Annotated in this window: 16 protein-coding genes and 1 other RNA gene; 12 read left to right on the plus strand and 5 right to left on the minus strand. The window is 49.4% G+C overall.

Annotation, left to right across the window (positions count from 1 at the left end; genetic code table 11):
* Nucleotides 1-81 precede the first annotated feature (81 nt).
* Complete coding sequence (locus RWV98_RS06540) at nucleotides 82-663, plus strand: sugar O-acetyltransferase (RefSeq protein WP_317864641.1); 582 nt, start codon at nucleotides 82-84, stop codon at nucleotides 661-663.
* Between the two features lie 7 nt (nucleotides 664-670).
* On the opposite strand, the gene RWV98_RS06545 is transcribed toward RWV98_RS06540, so the two are convergent.
* Complete coding sequence (locus tag RWV98_RS06545; protein ID WP_280963104.1) at nucleotides 671-847, minus strand: DUF6472 family protein; 177 nt, start codon at nucleotides 845-847, stop codon at nucleotides 671-673.
* An 81-nt stretch (nucleotides 848-928) separates the two neighbouring features.
* On the opposite strand from RWV98_RS06545, the gene RWV98_RS06550 reads away from it, so the two are divergent.
* The 5 genes from RWV98_RS06550 to RWV98_RS06570 all read left to right on the plus strand — a co-directional run bounded on the left by RWV98_RS06550 (nucleotide 929) and on the right by RWV98_RS06570 (nucleotide 3,254).
* The gene (locus RWV98_RS06550) at nucleotides 929-1,144 is read left to right on the plus strand and encodes a hypothetical protein (RefSeq protein WP_280963105.1); all 216 of its coding nucleotides are present in this window, start codon (nucleotides 929-931) and stop codon (nucleotides 1,142-1,144) included.
* A 392-nt stretch (nucleotides 1,145-1,536) separates the two neighbouring features.
* Complete coding sequence (locus tag RWV98_RS06555) at nucleotides 1,537-1,818, plus strand: hypothetical protein (RefSeq protein WP_317865821.1); 282 nt, start codon at nucleotides 1,537-1,539, stop codon at nucleotides 1,816-1,818.
* Nucleotides 1,763-1,957 (plus strand): TIGR04076 family protein, encoded by a 195-nt coding sequence (locus RWV98_RS06560; protein ID WP_317865711.1) that lies wholly within the window; start codon nucleotides 1,763-1,765, stop codon nucleotides 1,955-1,957. The genes RWV98_RS06555 and RWV98_RS06560 overlap by 56 nt, the downstream gene beginning before the upstream one ends.
* A gap of 83 nt (nucleotides 1,958-2,040) precedes the next feature.
* A complete protein-coding gene (locus RWV98_RS06565) occupies nucleotides 2,041-2,526 on the plus strand; it encodes a hypothetical protein (protein ID WP_317864642.1) in 486 nt (161 codons plus the stop codon).
* A gap of 218 nt (nucleotides 2,527-2,744) precedes the next feature.
* Entirely contained in the window at nucleotides 2,745-3,254 is a 510-nt protein-coding gene (locus RWV98_RS06570; RefSeq protein ID WP_317864644.1) for a helix-turn-helix domain-containing protein, read from the plus strand.
* A 914-nt stretch (nucleotides 3,255-4,168) separates the two neighbouring features.
* On the opposite strand, the gene RWV98_RS06575 is transcribed toward RWV98_RS06570, so the two are convergent.
* Nucleotides 4,169-4,363, minus strand: coding sequence for a ribbon-helix-helix protein, CopG family (locus RWV98_RS06575; RefSeq protein WP_317864646.1), 195 nt, complete (start codon nucleotides 4,361-4,363; stop codon nucleotides 4,169-4,171).
* A gap of 207 nt (nucleotides 4,364-4,570) precedes the next feature.
* On the opposite strand from RWV98_RS06575, the gene RWV98_RS06580 reads away from it, so the two are divergent.
* Nucleotides 4,571-5,671 (plus strand): hypothetical protein, encoded by a 1,101-nt coding sequence (locus RWV98_RS06580; RefSeq protein WP_317864647.1) that lies wholly within the window; start codon nucleotides 4,571-4,573, stop codon nucleotides 5,669-5,671.
* Between the two features lie 177 nt (nucleotides 5,672-5,848).
* Nucleotides 5,849-6,736, plus strand: a complete 888-nt coding sequence (locus RWV98_RS06585) for a fumarylacetoacetate hydrolase family protein (protein WP_317864648.1) — start codon at nucleotides 5,849-5,851, stop codon at nucleotides 6,734-6,736.
* Nucleotides 6,737-6,800: 64 nt separating this feature from the next.
* Here the strand turns inward: RWV98_RS06585 and trxB are convergent, their stop codons facing one another.
* Nucleotides 6,801-7,712, minus strand: a complete 912-nt coding sequence (gene trxB / locus RWV98_RS06590; RefSeq protein WP_317864649.1) for a thioredoxin-disulfide reductase — start codon at nucleotides 7,710-7,712, stop codon at nucleotides 6,801-6,803.
* A gap of 207 nt (nucleotides 7,713-7,919) precedes the next feature.
* Between trxB and smpB the strand changes: the two genes are divergently transcribed.
* The 4 genes from smpB to RWV98_RS06610 all read left to right on the plus strand — a co-directional run bounded on the left by smpB (nucleotide 7,920) and on the right by RWV98_RS06610 (nucleotide 11,315).
* A complete protein-coding gene (gene smpB / locus RWV98_RS06595) occupies nucleotides 7,920-8,387 on the plus strand; it encodes an SsrA-binding protein SmpB (protein WP_280963115.1) in 468 nt (155 codons plus the stop codon).
* A 52-nt stretch (nucleotides 8,388-8,439) separates the two neighbouring features.
* Nucleotides 8,440-8,798, plus strand: a transfer-messenger RNA (tmRNA) gene (ssrA, locus tag RWV98_RS06600).
* A 199-nt stretch (nucleotides 8,799-8,997) separates the two neighbouring features.
* Nucleotides 8,998-9,819, plus strand: a complete 822-nt coding sequence (locus RWV98_RS06605) for a DNA adenine methylase (protein WP_317864650.1) — start codon at nucleotides 8,998-9,000, stop codon at nucleotides 9,817-9,819.
* An 89-nt stretch (nucleotides 9,820-9,908) separates the two neighbouring features.
* Nucleotides 9,909-11,315, plus strand: a complete 1,407-nt coding sequence (locus RWV98_RS06610) for a hypothetical protein (RefSeq protein ID WP_317864652.1) — start codon at nucleotides 9,909-9,911, stop codon at nucleotides 11,313-11,315.
* Between the two features lie 67 nt (nucleotides 11,316-11,382).
* On the opposite strand, the gene RWV98_RS06615 is transcribed toward RWV98_RS06610, so the two are convergent.
* The gene (locus tag RWV98_RS06615) at nucleotides 11,383-12,033 is read right to left on the minus strand and encodes an S-layer homology domain-containing protein (protein ID WP_317864653.1); all 651 of its coding nucleotides are present in this window, start codon (nucleotides 12,031-12,033) and stop codon (nucleotides 11,383-11,385) included.
* 13 nt (nucleotides 12,034-12,046) lie between these two features.
* Nucleotides 12,047-12,979, minus strand: coding sequence for a WG repeat-containing protein (locus RWV98_RS06620; protein WP_317864655.1), 933 nt, complete (start codon nucleotides 12,977-12,979; stop codon nucleotides 12,047-12,049).
* Between the last annotated feature and the right edge of the window lie 37 nt (nucleotides 12,980-13,016).

Raw genomic sequence — 13,016 nt, forward strand, 5'->3', positions numbered from 1 at the left:
CTATGCACCCGTGGCAAAAGGCTTGCATCGCCGGGCGGGGCGTGGTATTATCGTTTCGATAGGCCAAAAGGAGGAATTTTTATGACGGAAAAAGAAAAAGCGGCCCTTGGGCTGCTTTATGACGCGAATTACGATCCGCAAATTCTGGCGGACCGCGCACGCGCGCAGGATATATGCCTTGATTATAACCAAACGCGCACCGCGCAGGCGGGGGAGCGCCTTCGTATTTTGCAAGCGCTGCTCGCGCGCTGCGACGAGCATATTATCATCGAGCCGCCGTTTTTCGTGGATTACGGCTACAATATGCGGGTGGGCAAGCATTTTTACGCCAACCACAACCTAACCGTGCTGGACGGCGCGCCCGTTACCTTTGGCGATCATGTGTACCTTTCGCCGAACTGCGGGTTTTACACGGCGGGCCACCCGCTGGACGCCGCCGAGCGCAACGCCGGGCTGGAATACGCCAAGCCCATCACCGTGGGCAATAACGTTTGGATCGGCGCGCACGTTTGCGTGCTGCCCGGCGTGACGATCGGGGATGGCAGCGTGATCGGCGCGGGCAGCGTGGTCAACCGGGATATTCCCGCCGGGGTGCTCGCCGCGGGCAACCCCTGCCGCGTGCTCCGCGCAATCGAGCCCAAGCCCCGCCGCGTCATTCTGTAACGCCGCGTCAGTTTTGGCGGCGCACGATCGCGTAATCGTCGTCCGACCGGTAATAGGGGCAGGCCTTCACATGGCCCGCTTGCAGGCGGTATAGCTCGTCCTGATCGATATAGGCCTCGCAGAAATACGCGTCCGCCTCGTCGTCATAGACGTTCAGGGCGCAGGTATCACAGTTTTGTTCCATGGGAAAATCACCTCGCTCCTATTGTAGCACAGAGCGGCGTCCGGGGCAAATGCATAGAATGCCCACGGAGGTGAGAAACGAATGGATCTAAGAAACGGCCGCGTGACCGTGGGCGAGCTGATGCAAAACGCGCGCGTGCGCGCGCTGCTGATGCAGGAATTTCCCATCCTGCGCGACGCGAACGTGCGCCGCCGGGTGTACGGCATGCCGCTTTACCGCATTTTGCAGATGGGGCGGCGGTTTGTGCCGCAAAGCCGTATCGACGGCCTGCTGCGGCAGGTGCGGGACATGAAATAAGAAAATTAAGCCTGAATGGGGCGCTTTTTGACCGTTTTCAGCCGATGCGTCGGCGTGTCGACCGGTCGGGAAGCGCCCTTGTTGCCGTTCGAGCGCCGCGGTATTTCATCAAGTCGCCGATGAAATACGCGGAACTGCTTGACAGACCGCTCGCTTTTCAGTTAGTGTATAGAAAAGGGCGGATCATGCGCGAGCGCGCACGCGGACAAAGGGAATGGAGGAAACGGTATAAAAGCGCAATTTGGGATAGAACAGGAACAGCCTGCCTTTCCTGTTGTTGTGGACTGATTGACTGGCAAAGCCCGCGTATGAGGAGCAACGGAGTAGCGCGGCGCGGCCTTGCGCGGATAAAACGTACTCAACGAATCGGAATTTGTAAGGAGAGATATGTTATGGAACATAGAGTAAAGGTTACAGTTTTGGACAAAAAGTTATTTCCTGAATTGCAAGCGCAGTATTGCGCTGTACCGGACAGCGGTAAATGTCCTTGCTACAATGTAGGCGATGAATTTATGTTTTATCGAAATGATGAACGAGATGATTATTGGCATATGGGAGCAGGAACACTGATAAAGAGTGGGAAACCAGATGAAGGTGTATTACTTTCTCCTTGGCACAATGCATTGTGGTACAGATGGTGTTCCTTTCTGCTCAGAAGCATGGGACGCAATTAGTAGATATATTTATTCTGCGCTTCAAGGCGGAGCAATAATGCATGGATGGACAAATGATGATAAAATCATGATTGCCTGTTGCAATGATGGTACCAGACCAGTTATTTTCAAAATTGAAAGAATAGATATTGATGACTGATAAATACTGGTTTATCAGGCTTTCAAGCGCGCCTTTTGGGGAAAAGCGTATTCGGAAAATCGGAATTTGAGGGAGAAAAGATAATGGCAAAAGAAAAGGGTTCATTCAAGGAGTTCCTTTCGGCAGTTGCGCCAGAACACCAAGCGTTTGTCGAGAAACTGAATAACCAACTTATGCAACAGGGTTGTGATCTCGTCATCAAAGAAGCGAAAAGCGGTTATGCTGCGTCCTATCAACTAGAGAAGAAAACCGTTATGAATTGGGTATTTCGCAAGTCGGGCATTCTGGCACGGATTTACGGCGACAATGCGAGCAGATATGAGGATATCATCGCTTCCCTGCCCGCCGATATGCAAAAGAAAATGACTGCTTCCCGTGACTGCAAGAGACTTATTGATCCGAATGATTGCAGCGCTACCTGTGTGAAAGGTATTGTCTATGCCCTAAACGGCGATACGCATAAAAAATGCCGTAACGATGGAATGTTCTTCCTGCTGACAAATGAAACAGCGGAGCATATAGCAAAATTGGTTTGTGCAGAGGTGAATGTGCGTAAGGCGGATTCATAGTAGCGAATGAGAAGTTGTATGGAGGGTATGGGGGGAAGCAAGATACTGTAATGAAATCAGGTTATCAAGCGCGCTTTTTGGGAAAAGGCGTACTCGATAAATCGAAAATTGTCTTTCATGACGGCCATAAAGCGTGAATGTTAACATGCGTTGCTTGTAGCAACGGGCAGTTTCTCATACAATAGTGGCAACAACTGAAAGAAAGGAGGTTATCCCGCATGTTAAGCGAAAACATAAAAGCACTCCGAAAGTCAAAAGGACTTTCGCAAGAAGAGCTTGCGATTAAGCTGAATGTGGTACGGCAAACAATCTCTAAATGGGAGCAAGGCTTGTCAGTTCCTGATTCTGATATGTTGATTGCCCTATCAGAGGCGCTTGAAACATCCGCAAGCACGTTGCTTGGAGAAACTGTTACCGAGTCGAAGGTTGACGACATAAAAATGCTTTCCGAAAAACTGGAGATTATAAACTTACAGCTTGCGCGAAGGAAAACCACAAGAAGAAAAATTCTTCATTGGCTGCTGATCTCTTTGTGTATTGTCATAGGAATCCTCGCTGCGGCCTTATTCGTATGCAAGAGTCCTTACTTGGGTTGGAATTATCGTGACCCTGAAACCGCGATTGTCGGAGTAGCTTTTCACGCATTTGAATGGCTGTTTGTCAGGTTAGCGCCGATTGTCCTGATAGGGGCGATCGTTGGAATTTTCTTAACACGGAAAAAAGCATAAAACAGCGCTGCTTTTTGGGTGGCTCGCTTTGCTCGCAATAAAAAGCGCGGCGGTAGCCGCGAGGGATGATGCGCCGCCCGGCGCGGGGCCAAGGGGAAGGGAAAACCGTACGGTTTTCCCTTCCCCTTGGAACTCCATTCCTTTCCCTTGCTCCTGACTTGGGCGGCGCTTGCCGCCCTTTTGTTATATTAACAATTTGCCATGGAGCCGTATCGGGTGCCAAGGGATTCGTCGGAGGCTCGCTTTGCTCGCAATAAAAAACGCGGCGGTAGCCGCGAGGGACGATGCGCCGTCCGGCGCGGGGGACGGTGCGCCGCCCGGCGCGGGGGCAAAAGGGCAAGGAACACCTAGCGGTTTTCCTCGCCCTCTTGACTTCTACTCTTTTCCCTAACCCTGTCCGGGGGCGGCGTTTGCCGCCCTTTTGTTATATCAACAATTTGCCATGAAGCCGTATCGGGTGCCTAGGGATTCAGTGGACGGGTTGCTTCGCTCGGCCGGACCGGCCTGCTTTGCGCGCCCACATATCCCGGCGCTTCGTTTGATCGGTGGTTCGCTTCGCTCACAAATTTCATGCGCGGGGCGGTAGCCGCGTGCGGCGGCGTGAGTCACCGAGCTTGTAGGGCGCGACGCCCTCGGCGCGCCGAGAGCGAAGCACCGGGATAAGTGATAGCATGAAACAGGCCGGTATGGCCGAGCGAAGCGACATGGTTTTTCAGCAAGTGTTACGTCCCTTCGAGACGGCGCGCCGAGGGCGTCGCGCCCTACAAGCTCGGTGACTCACGCCGCCGTACGCGGCTACCGCCGCGCTTTTTATTGCGAGCGAAGCGAGCCTCCAAAATGAAGAAAGAGTGGAACCCTTTTGAGTTCCACTCTTTCTTATTGCCTACTGTCCATTTGAGTTTTTATAATTTGTGTTAATCTTCAATTTTAACCATGGGTATTGCCGATTCTAAGAGAAGATTAATTAATTCATTACGAGAACGATCTGTTTGTGTTGACAGTTCGTCCAACTGTGCAATAGTTTCATCTTTCATGCGTACAGAGACGACTTTATATCCATCATCGCCCTTACGAGGAGCTTTCTTTGTAATTTTAATTTCTTCGGCCATACTACTCACCCCTTATAGTTATATATTAACTTGACAAAATCAATTTTAGTATGTTATAATTCTGTAGTTTTAATATAACTATAGATTTGTAGTTATAAAATATATTTAAAATGGGAACGCGAAGTCGAATTGGGACTAGATCGGATACATATATGTCACGTTGATAATTTTGGTAAAAAACCAAAACGAAAAGTGAGGGAATGACCAATGACAACATGTACTTTCCTCTGTGATGATCCTGTAATAGACACGTATTTTTATACGCGCTTGCAACAAGCTGTATTGGAGATCGCAGAGGTTCACGATGATATCAATTTCCTGTTCCCCTCTGAAACGGGCGAATGCATGCTATTATGCCTGTGTGCTGTGGTGGAAGCTAAACTGGCCTATCCTCATAAACGTATCGAAATAACAACCGTGGCAAATAAATGGCGGCAGAAACGATCGGTGGATGAGGATTGGTATTTTCCGGATTGTATCGTCGACCATCTGGTTGTATCCTCCAGTTTAATGGCATGTGAAAACAATCGTAAATATATACGGCTGCGCAACCGTATAGACCGCTGGGTGATCGACCGGTCCGACTATGTGATTTGCTATCACTATACCGATCTCGCCTCTGACAACCAATTATATCGATACGCCCATCTTTCAAAAGCAAAGCTAATTGATCTTGTACAACAAGACACCTTGCGCTTCATACAAAACTGTATTCCCTGCCTGACGCCTGCGCAACAACAGCTAAAACAACAACGCGATTGCGGTGCAACCCTTTTGGAACTTGCGAATTGCTATAGCCGGTCCACAACAACGATAGGATTACGCCTGAACAAAATCGCGCACGCGTTAACGGGCTATGCAAAATCAAGGGTAATGGAGCGCAGTAGGATAGATGTCGTGTCGCAGCCGGTTATTTGCAGTTTGCTTTTAGATCATACGGTGATTACCGATGAAATATTGTATCATCTAAAACAATTTGTGGGGTTTATCTTACAGCGCTGCAATAGTGCGCTGTTTTTGGTAGATCAGGCAATGGCTGTTTCGGAGCCGGTGGCAATTTTGTCACGCCTCATCAAAAGACATCGATACGCGAAAATGAAGCCGGCGCACATAAGCGTATTTGGCAGGCCGATTCTATGGTCTGAAATACTTGCGGTATCAGATTTTGTAATCTATAACACAGAGCAGCAGGAACGACTGATTACGCTGCACCAAGAATCGATCGCGCTGGAAACGCAAAACATCGTGCCACGGCTGAAGGCCTTCAACATAAGCGGCCCCGCGCCCCACATGATAAGTATAGAGTAGGGGGGACGACCGCCCTTTTCTAACGAGCTGCATAAAAAACAAGTTAAGTTTTGCAAAGGGCGCTTTTAAGAAAGCGTCCTTTGTGCTATGATAAGGTCGATTGATAAAACACGGAAAACGGCGGGGGAGCAAATGCTCCGCGCCCGTTTCCGTAACAGCAGAAAGGAAACGGTAACTATGAAGCTTTACACCTATCAAACAGAGGAGGGGAGGGATCAGCTCGGCGTGGGCTATGCCCAGTGGCCCGGGCTGCTTTGGCCGGTGGAGGCGTTCGGCTTTTCCTTCACCGATATGCTCGACCTGATCCGCCGCATCACGCCCGCGAAGCTGGAACGCCTGCGCGACCCCGAAACGGCGACCGGCGCGCCGCGCCGCATCGACACCGTGCGCCTGCGCGCGCCCATTCCGCGCCCGGAGCAGGATTTGATGTGCCTTGGCATCAACTACGCCGACCACGCGGTGGAATCCGCCCGCTTTCATGAGGACGCGTTTTTGGTCGACCGGAAAAAGCCGACCTATTTCGGCAAGCGCGTTTTCGAGGCCACCGGCGACGGCGACCCCATCCCCGCCTACGAAGAACTGGTGGACAGCCTTGACTACGAAGCCGAGCTGGGCGTGGTCATCGGGCGGGACGCGAAAAACGTTTCGATAAAGGACGCGCCCGACTATATTTTCGGCTACACGGTCGTAAACGACGTGTCCGCCCGCAATTTGCAGACCACCTATAACCAGTGGTATTTCGGCAAAAGTCTGGACGGCTTCACGCCCATGGGGCCGTGCATCCTGACGGCGGACGAAGTCGCGTTCCCGCCCGCGCTGGCGATTTCCAGCACGGTAAACGGCGAAATACGGCAAAGCAGCAACACGGATCACCTGATCCACGGCGTGGACGAGGTGATCGCGGAGCTGTCCTCCGGCATGACGCTCCGGGCGGGCGCGGTCATTGCCACCGGCACGCCCGCGGGCGTGGGCATGGGCTTTACGCCGCCGCGCTTTTTGAAAAAGGGCGATACCGTTGTCTGCGAAATCGGGGCGATCGGTTCGCTGACAAACCGCGTGGAATAAAAAAAGCGCCGCAAGGCGCGGCAAAAGAGCGAGGAACGCCGTTGTACGTTCCTCGCTCTAATATTTATTGCGCGTTGATATAATTCGCCGCTTGATAGGCGGCCACCGCGCCGTCCGAAGCGGCGGTGACGATTTGGCGCAGCGGCTTCTGCCGCCCGTCGCCCGCGGCGAACACGCCGGATAGGTTGGTATGGCAATCCTCCCCGGCGACGATATAGCCCGCTTCGTCCACCGTTACCTGACCCGCGATCAGCGCGCTGTCCGGCTCGTAGCCGATGGCGATGAACACCCCGGCGGCGGGGATGCGCGCGGCCTGCCCGGATACTAGATTCGTGATCTCGACGGCCTCCACATGGCTTTCGCCCAAAATGCGGGTGACGGCGCTCGAATACCGCACGTCTACATTATCGCGCGCGAGCACCGCGTCGGAAAGCTGCTTTTCGCCGCGGAAGCGGTCGCGCCGGTGGACCAGCGTCACCTTTTCGCATAGGTTGGAGAGGAACAGCGCGTCCTCCAGCGCCGTGTTGCCGCCGCCGACCAGCACCACCTGCTTGCCTCGGAAAAACGCGCCGTCGCAGGTGGCGCAGTAGGAAACGCCTTTGCCCGCAAGCTCGGCTTCGCCCGGGCAGCCAAGCTCCCGCCGCTTGACGCCGCCGGCCAGTATGACCGTGCGGCCCTCGTATGGGCCTTGCTCGGTCGAAAGAATTTTCACCGTGCCCGAAAGCTGCGCGCGCCGCACCTCTTCATTTTTAAACGCCGCGCCGAGCGATACCGCCTGTTCGTACAGCCGCTGCGAAAATTCAGGGCCGGAAATAGAGGCGATCGCCGGATAGTTCTCTATTTCAGGCGTGATGATGGTCTGCCCACCGGCAAACCCCTTGTCGAATACGGTGGCGGTCAGGCCCGCGCGCCGTGCGTAAATGGCGGCGGTCAGCCCAGCGGGGCCCGCGCCTAGGATCAATACATCGGTCATCATGCACACACTTCCTTCTTAGCGTTACGGTTAGTATATGTCCGTCCGCCGTGCGCCATGCGGACCGGTTTGTGGACCCAGTATAGGCTATTTTTAAACAAAGCGCAAGAGTATTTCGGCATTTTTACGCGAAATTTGTAACACAGATGACGCTTTACATTATCGCCCGCCCGTGGTATTATAAAATGTACCACGGAAAAGGAGGCTGCCATGGCTGAAAAACAGGGCACAAAGCAAGTCACCGCCAATAAAAAAGCATGGCACGACTACTTTGTCGAGGAAAAATACGAGGCGGGCATCGAACTGGCGGGAACAGAGGTAAAATCCATCCGCCAAGGACAGGTGAACCTCAAGGACTCGTACTGCTCCTTTAAAGAAGGCGAGCTGTTCGTGCGCGGTATGCACATCAGCCCCTACGAAAAGGGCAATATCTTTAATAAGGATCCCCTGCGCGTGCGGCGTTTACTCATGCACAAGCGGGAAATCGCGGGTCTGTACGGCCGCACCAAGCAGGAAGGGTACACCCTTATTCCGCTTGCCGTGTATTTTAAAAATTCGCGCGTCAAGATTCAGCTCGGCCTATGCCGCGGCAAAAAGACGTACGACAAGCGCGACAGCATTGCCGCGCGCGACGCAAAGCGCGAGATCGACCGCGCGATGAAGATGAGAAATCGTTGATCGAAGAAAAATCACCTGCGCTCCGCGCAAACCGGTTTGCCCCACTTTATATGGGGCCGTAACGGGTTCGACGGGGGTGTTGAAGCAGGGATAGCGGGCCGCAGCGGGGCGCTGCGTAAAAAGCTCCAATTTAATTTTTATAAATTAAACAACAACAATTCTAAACTTCTGGCTGCCTAATTAAGGCTTAGCCCGTCAGCCCCGGGAGGACCACGGCCCGGGTGTCTGGCGTCGATTAGTGGTGAACGTGTACGGGGTAAGAGTTGCCCCCGTCATGTAAAATGACTCTACTGAACCTGTCAGCCTGTTTGTCGGCGGACAGCAGAGGGAATGCCAAACGACAAACTGCGCCCGGAGAAGTCACTGTGAATGCGCTTTCGGACAGGGGTTCAACTCCCCTCGGCTCCACCACAAGGGTATTACACGAACACCTATTACTTTAACGGTGGTTTCGCCGTAACGGTGTGGCTGTGATATCAACAAGAAGCGAGCAATCAAGGTTAATTACCTTGGTTGCTCGCTTTTTCTTGACGAATTTTGAGGTGAACATGTAGTTTTCCCTAAATATATATGGTACAATGTAAAAAACAACGTAAGTTGGTGAATTTTTATGGGGATATCATACTCTCCTTTGCGCTATCCAGGTGGAAAAAATCAAATGTACAATATGGTTTTAGATATATTGGAGAAAAACAATCTCCGTGGATGCCATTATGTTGAGCCATTTGCCGGTGGAGCCGGGATCGCAATAAGACTTTTATTTGAGGGTGTCGTTGATGAAATAACTATCAATGACTTTGATATCTCCATATATTCTTTTTGGCATAGCATAGTGCACCAAACGGATGAATTTGTTGCCTTAATCGAAAAAACACCTATTACAATAGATGAATGGCACCGACAAAAATATATATACGCAAATGTCAACGAATTTTCTCTGTTAGAGTTGGGTTTTGCAACCTTTTTCTTGAACAGGACAAACCGTTCTGGAATATTAAAGGCTGGTCCGATTGGTGGTTTAGATCAAAGCGGAAATTACAAAATAGATTGCAGGTTTAATAAGTTAAGGTTAATTGCACTAATTCAAAGGATAGCAGAGAACAGAGCACATATTAATATATGTAATTTAGATGCAAAGTGCCTAATTTCTGATTTTCATAGAGATCATTCATTTTTCTTTATTGATCCGCCCTATTTTAATAAAGGCAAAAAACTTTATACGAACTTTTTTGAACTGGATGATCACAGAGAATTAGCAGCGATTATAGAAGCCAATTTGAAAGATATCCCTTGGATTATTACTTATGACGTTTGTCAAGAAATTAGAGAAATATATGCAAAGCGAATAGTGGACACGGTTTCTCTTAACTACAGCTTGCAAAGTAAAAAGAAAGCAAATGAATTTATATTTTTCAATAAACTGTCGGTTTGAGGTGATGAATAATGGGATCAATAAAGTCTATTTCCATTAAGAATTTGATAGTATGGACCGATAATCCAAGGATGGCAAATGAGCAAATCTTGACTGAAGATGAAGCAATCCAAATTCTTATAGACGAAGTTGGATTAAATAAAATGAAAGTTTTGGCAAGTGATATCTTTAGTCATGGTCTCAATCCTCACCGGCAACCAATTGCGGTCTTAAACGAAAACGGCACCTATAACATTTATGATGGAAACAGGCGAATTTCTGTCATAAAATGTGTTCTGTGGAAAGATACTCGCTTCAAGAAAATCGAAAATAAAATTGATTTGACATTAGATACCGAGATATTAGTATATGTAACAGATGTCGAGGAAGCACTTCGTCTTATTGAGGTAGAACATACCGGAGAAGCAGGGGGGAGAGGGCAAATCCCTTGGGAGGCGTTTCAACGCGACTATGCATTTAGGCAAAATCACAAGCAGGCGATTTACCCATATGCATACGAAGTCAGTAAAATATGTAATTTAAACCGCAAGTCAGATTTCAGGAAGATACCATATACAGATTTGGATACTATTTTTAAAAATGAAATAGTAAAAGAAATATTTGGTGTTGATGACGAGTGGGACTTTACTAATGTAGACTTTATAAAATCGACCTACCAAAAATTACGCGACGCCAAAACACGGGGGCCTTATTCTCGATATCTACCACGTCTAAAGAGCGAAAAGGAATTAGAAGAATTTAAGCAGTTGCTTTTCCCTAATACAGAACATCATGCCACTCCACAGCTTGTATTGCCTTCAGCAGTAGAGGCAAAACAATATGGTGATGATTTTGAGCCTAAGAAAGTATTTCTGCCATCTATTTCAAACCAAGCTGATACTACATCTGATGCTGTGGAGCAATCTGGCCCTATAACTTACACGTCAACTCCCGGATCAGAAAAAAGGAAAAACAACCGATATAAAGTAAATCCAGCACTTTTATTCCAATGGCGTGGAAAAGGCATAAATATAGATCATGCTGTCTTTAAGCCAACCTTAGAATTTGCTATAGGGCTTCAAATAAATACTGATATGGAATTGCGGCGCATTGCAGCTTATCTATATAGGCTTCTGCTCGAAATAGCGTTGCGGTATTGGTGCATTTGGTATCAAGCAAATGAGGGAGCATTTAACACAGGCAGTATAGCAAACTATAATAAAACAAGGGATTGCTTATTCGGAACAACATCAACAGAAGTATCATTTATAAGTGAGAACAAGATAAACCATGTTATTCAAGTGTTAGAAAGTATAAAACATCCAGCTAAAAACCACATGATACGAGACTGTTTCAAGGGGCGATCTGTTCAATCATATTGCGACATGATACGAGAGTTAAACAATATTATACATGGTTCAAAAGAACATATTGATAAAACCACGTTGGAAAAATATGATGATATGGTTTTGAAATATCTCGTAGCTCTATCCATTTCTTTAAATGACCCCATATAATAAAATAGTTAAAGCGAGCAATCAAGGTCTAGCCTTGGTTGCTCGCTTCTCTATGTAACAATATTATTTATTTTGTTAACACATATAGCCGGTAGACAAGCAACACGCTTTGCTCCACCGTGCAACTTGCCTGCGGGGATAGCATTGTTTCTGACGTACCTTTCATCACCCCGTTAGCCGCCAGCACCCCCACCGCGTCCTTTGCCCAGCTTGACACCTGTGCATTATCGGTGTACTTGGAAATATCGGTGCTTTTCACGTCAAGGCCCTTGCCGCCGTTCTGCTCGATATATTGTACAGCCCGATAGAGCATGGCGGCGATTTGTTCCCGGTTGGTGGTCTGGTCTGGAGCAAACGCGCCGTCCCCCACACCGTTGACAATACCAGCGGCGTAGGCTTTCAAAACTGCCGTCTCGGTGCAGTCGGTAAAGATATCTACCGGGGCTGCTGTGATTTCTTTGCCGGTGGCTTTCTCCGCCAGATTGACCGCCAACTCCGCGAACTGGAAACGGGTAATGTCCTCCTTGAAATAATTGTCGGTATGCTCGGTCAGCAGTCCCGCTTCCCGTGCCAACTCAATTTCGGCCTTGGCCCACTCATGGGGCGCGTTGATTTCGGTGATGTCGCCGCCCTCCACGACGGTAAATGCCAGAGCGTTTGTCGCCATTAACGCACAAGCCACAACTACAAAAACGAATGATTTAACCATCTTTTTCATATTCGATTGCTCCTCATTTTAAGTAATCCGCAAAATATTTGTGGACAAAATCGCTTGCCAGTTGATTTTCCGCAATGGTTCGCTGGGATGGATGATAGGTCATATCACGATCCAACACACCGATGCAGTTTTGTTGCAGCAGTTCCATATCGCCCGGCTCCAACTTGATTACTACATATTTGAGCAAATAGGACTCAAATCCCCATTGCGGTCTAAATGAGCCGCGCACGACTTCACCCGGCTGTAGCGTCCGCTCTATTCTTTCAACGGTCAATGGATAGTAGGAATTCGGTGACATGTGATGGCTACCATCAAAATCAAAATCTTCTCCGCGCACACATGGAATAACAACAATATCCACATTATCTATACCAGTAGTGGTGTTTTCCAGCTTATAGTTGACCTGATGATAGGATGCAATCGCATCCCATGACCCAGTCGGATTAACTGTTTCAAAACTGGTGGTTGTGTACGTTGAGAGGTTGCGCGTCCCCACGGTTTGCCGCTTGACGATATAAAGGCCGCCGTTTGGAATGCTGGCCAGCCCTGTGTCAGTACCGCCGAAGCGGGCGGTAAACGTCCCTATGCCGGGAGCGGTGCAGACATCCGGGAATTGCTCTTTCTGTCCCGTTGCCAAGTTAGCGTCTGCAAGACAAAACAGATTGTATTTCTCGACATTTTCACTGGGTATCATCCAATATTCACCCACCGACGCGTCAGGCGAGTAGTCGGTCAGCAGTTTCCCGGCGGTGTCGATCTGCGCCCACCCGCCGCAGGCTTCCATCGCAGAGGAATCGGCACTTGCGCGGAACACCCATGCCTTTCCATCTTTGAACAAAGACGCACAGGGAGATGTGATTTGATTGATCGGCGCGTCAAACTGGCAGGGAATGACCAGCTTACCCGAAGTATCGATATAACCAACCTTGCCGCTATCGTTGATCACAGCAGCCAAGCCTTCCGAAAAGGGATGCATGACCTCA

The sequence above is a fragment of the Agathobaculum sp. NTUH-O15-33 genome, assembly GCF_033193315.1.
In the GTDB taxonomy this organism is placed as follows: domain Bacteria; phylum Bacillota; class Clostridia; order Oscillospirales; family Butyricicoccaceae; genus Agathobaculum; species Agathobaculum faecihominis_A.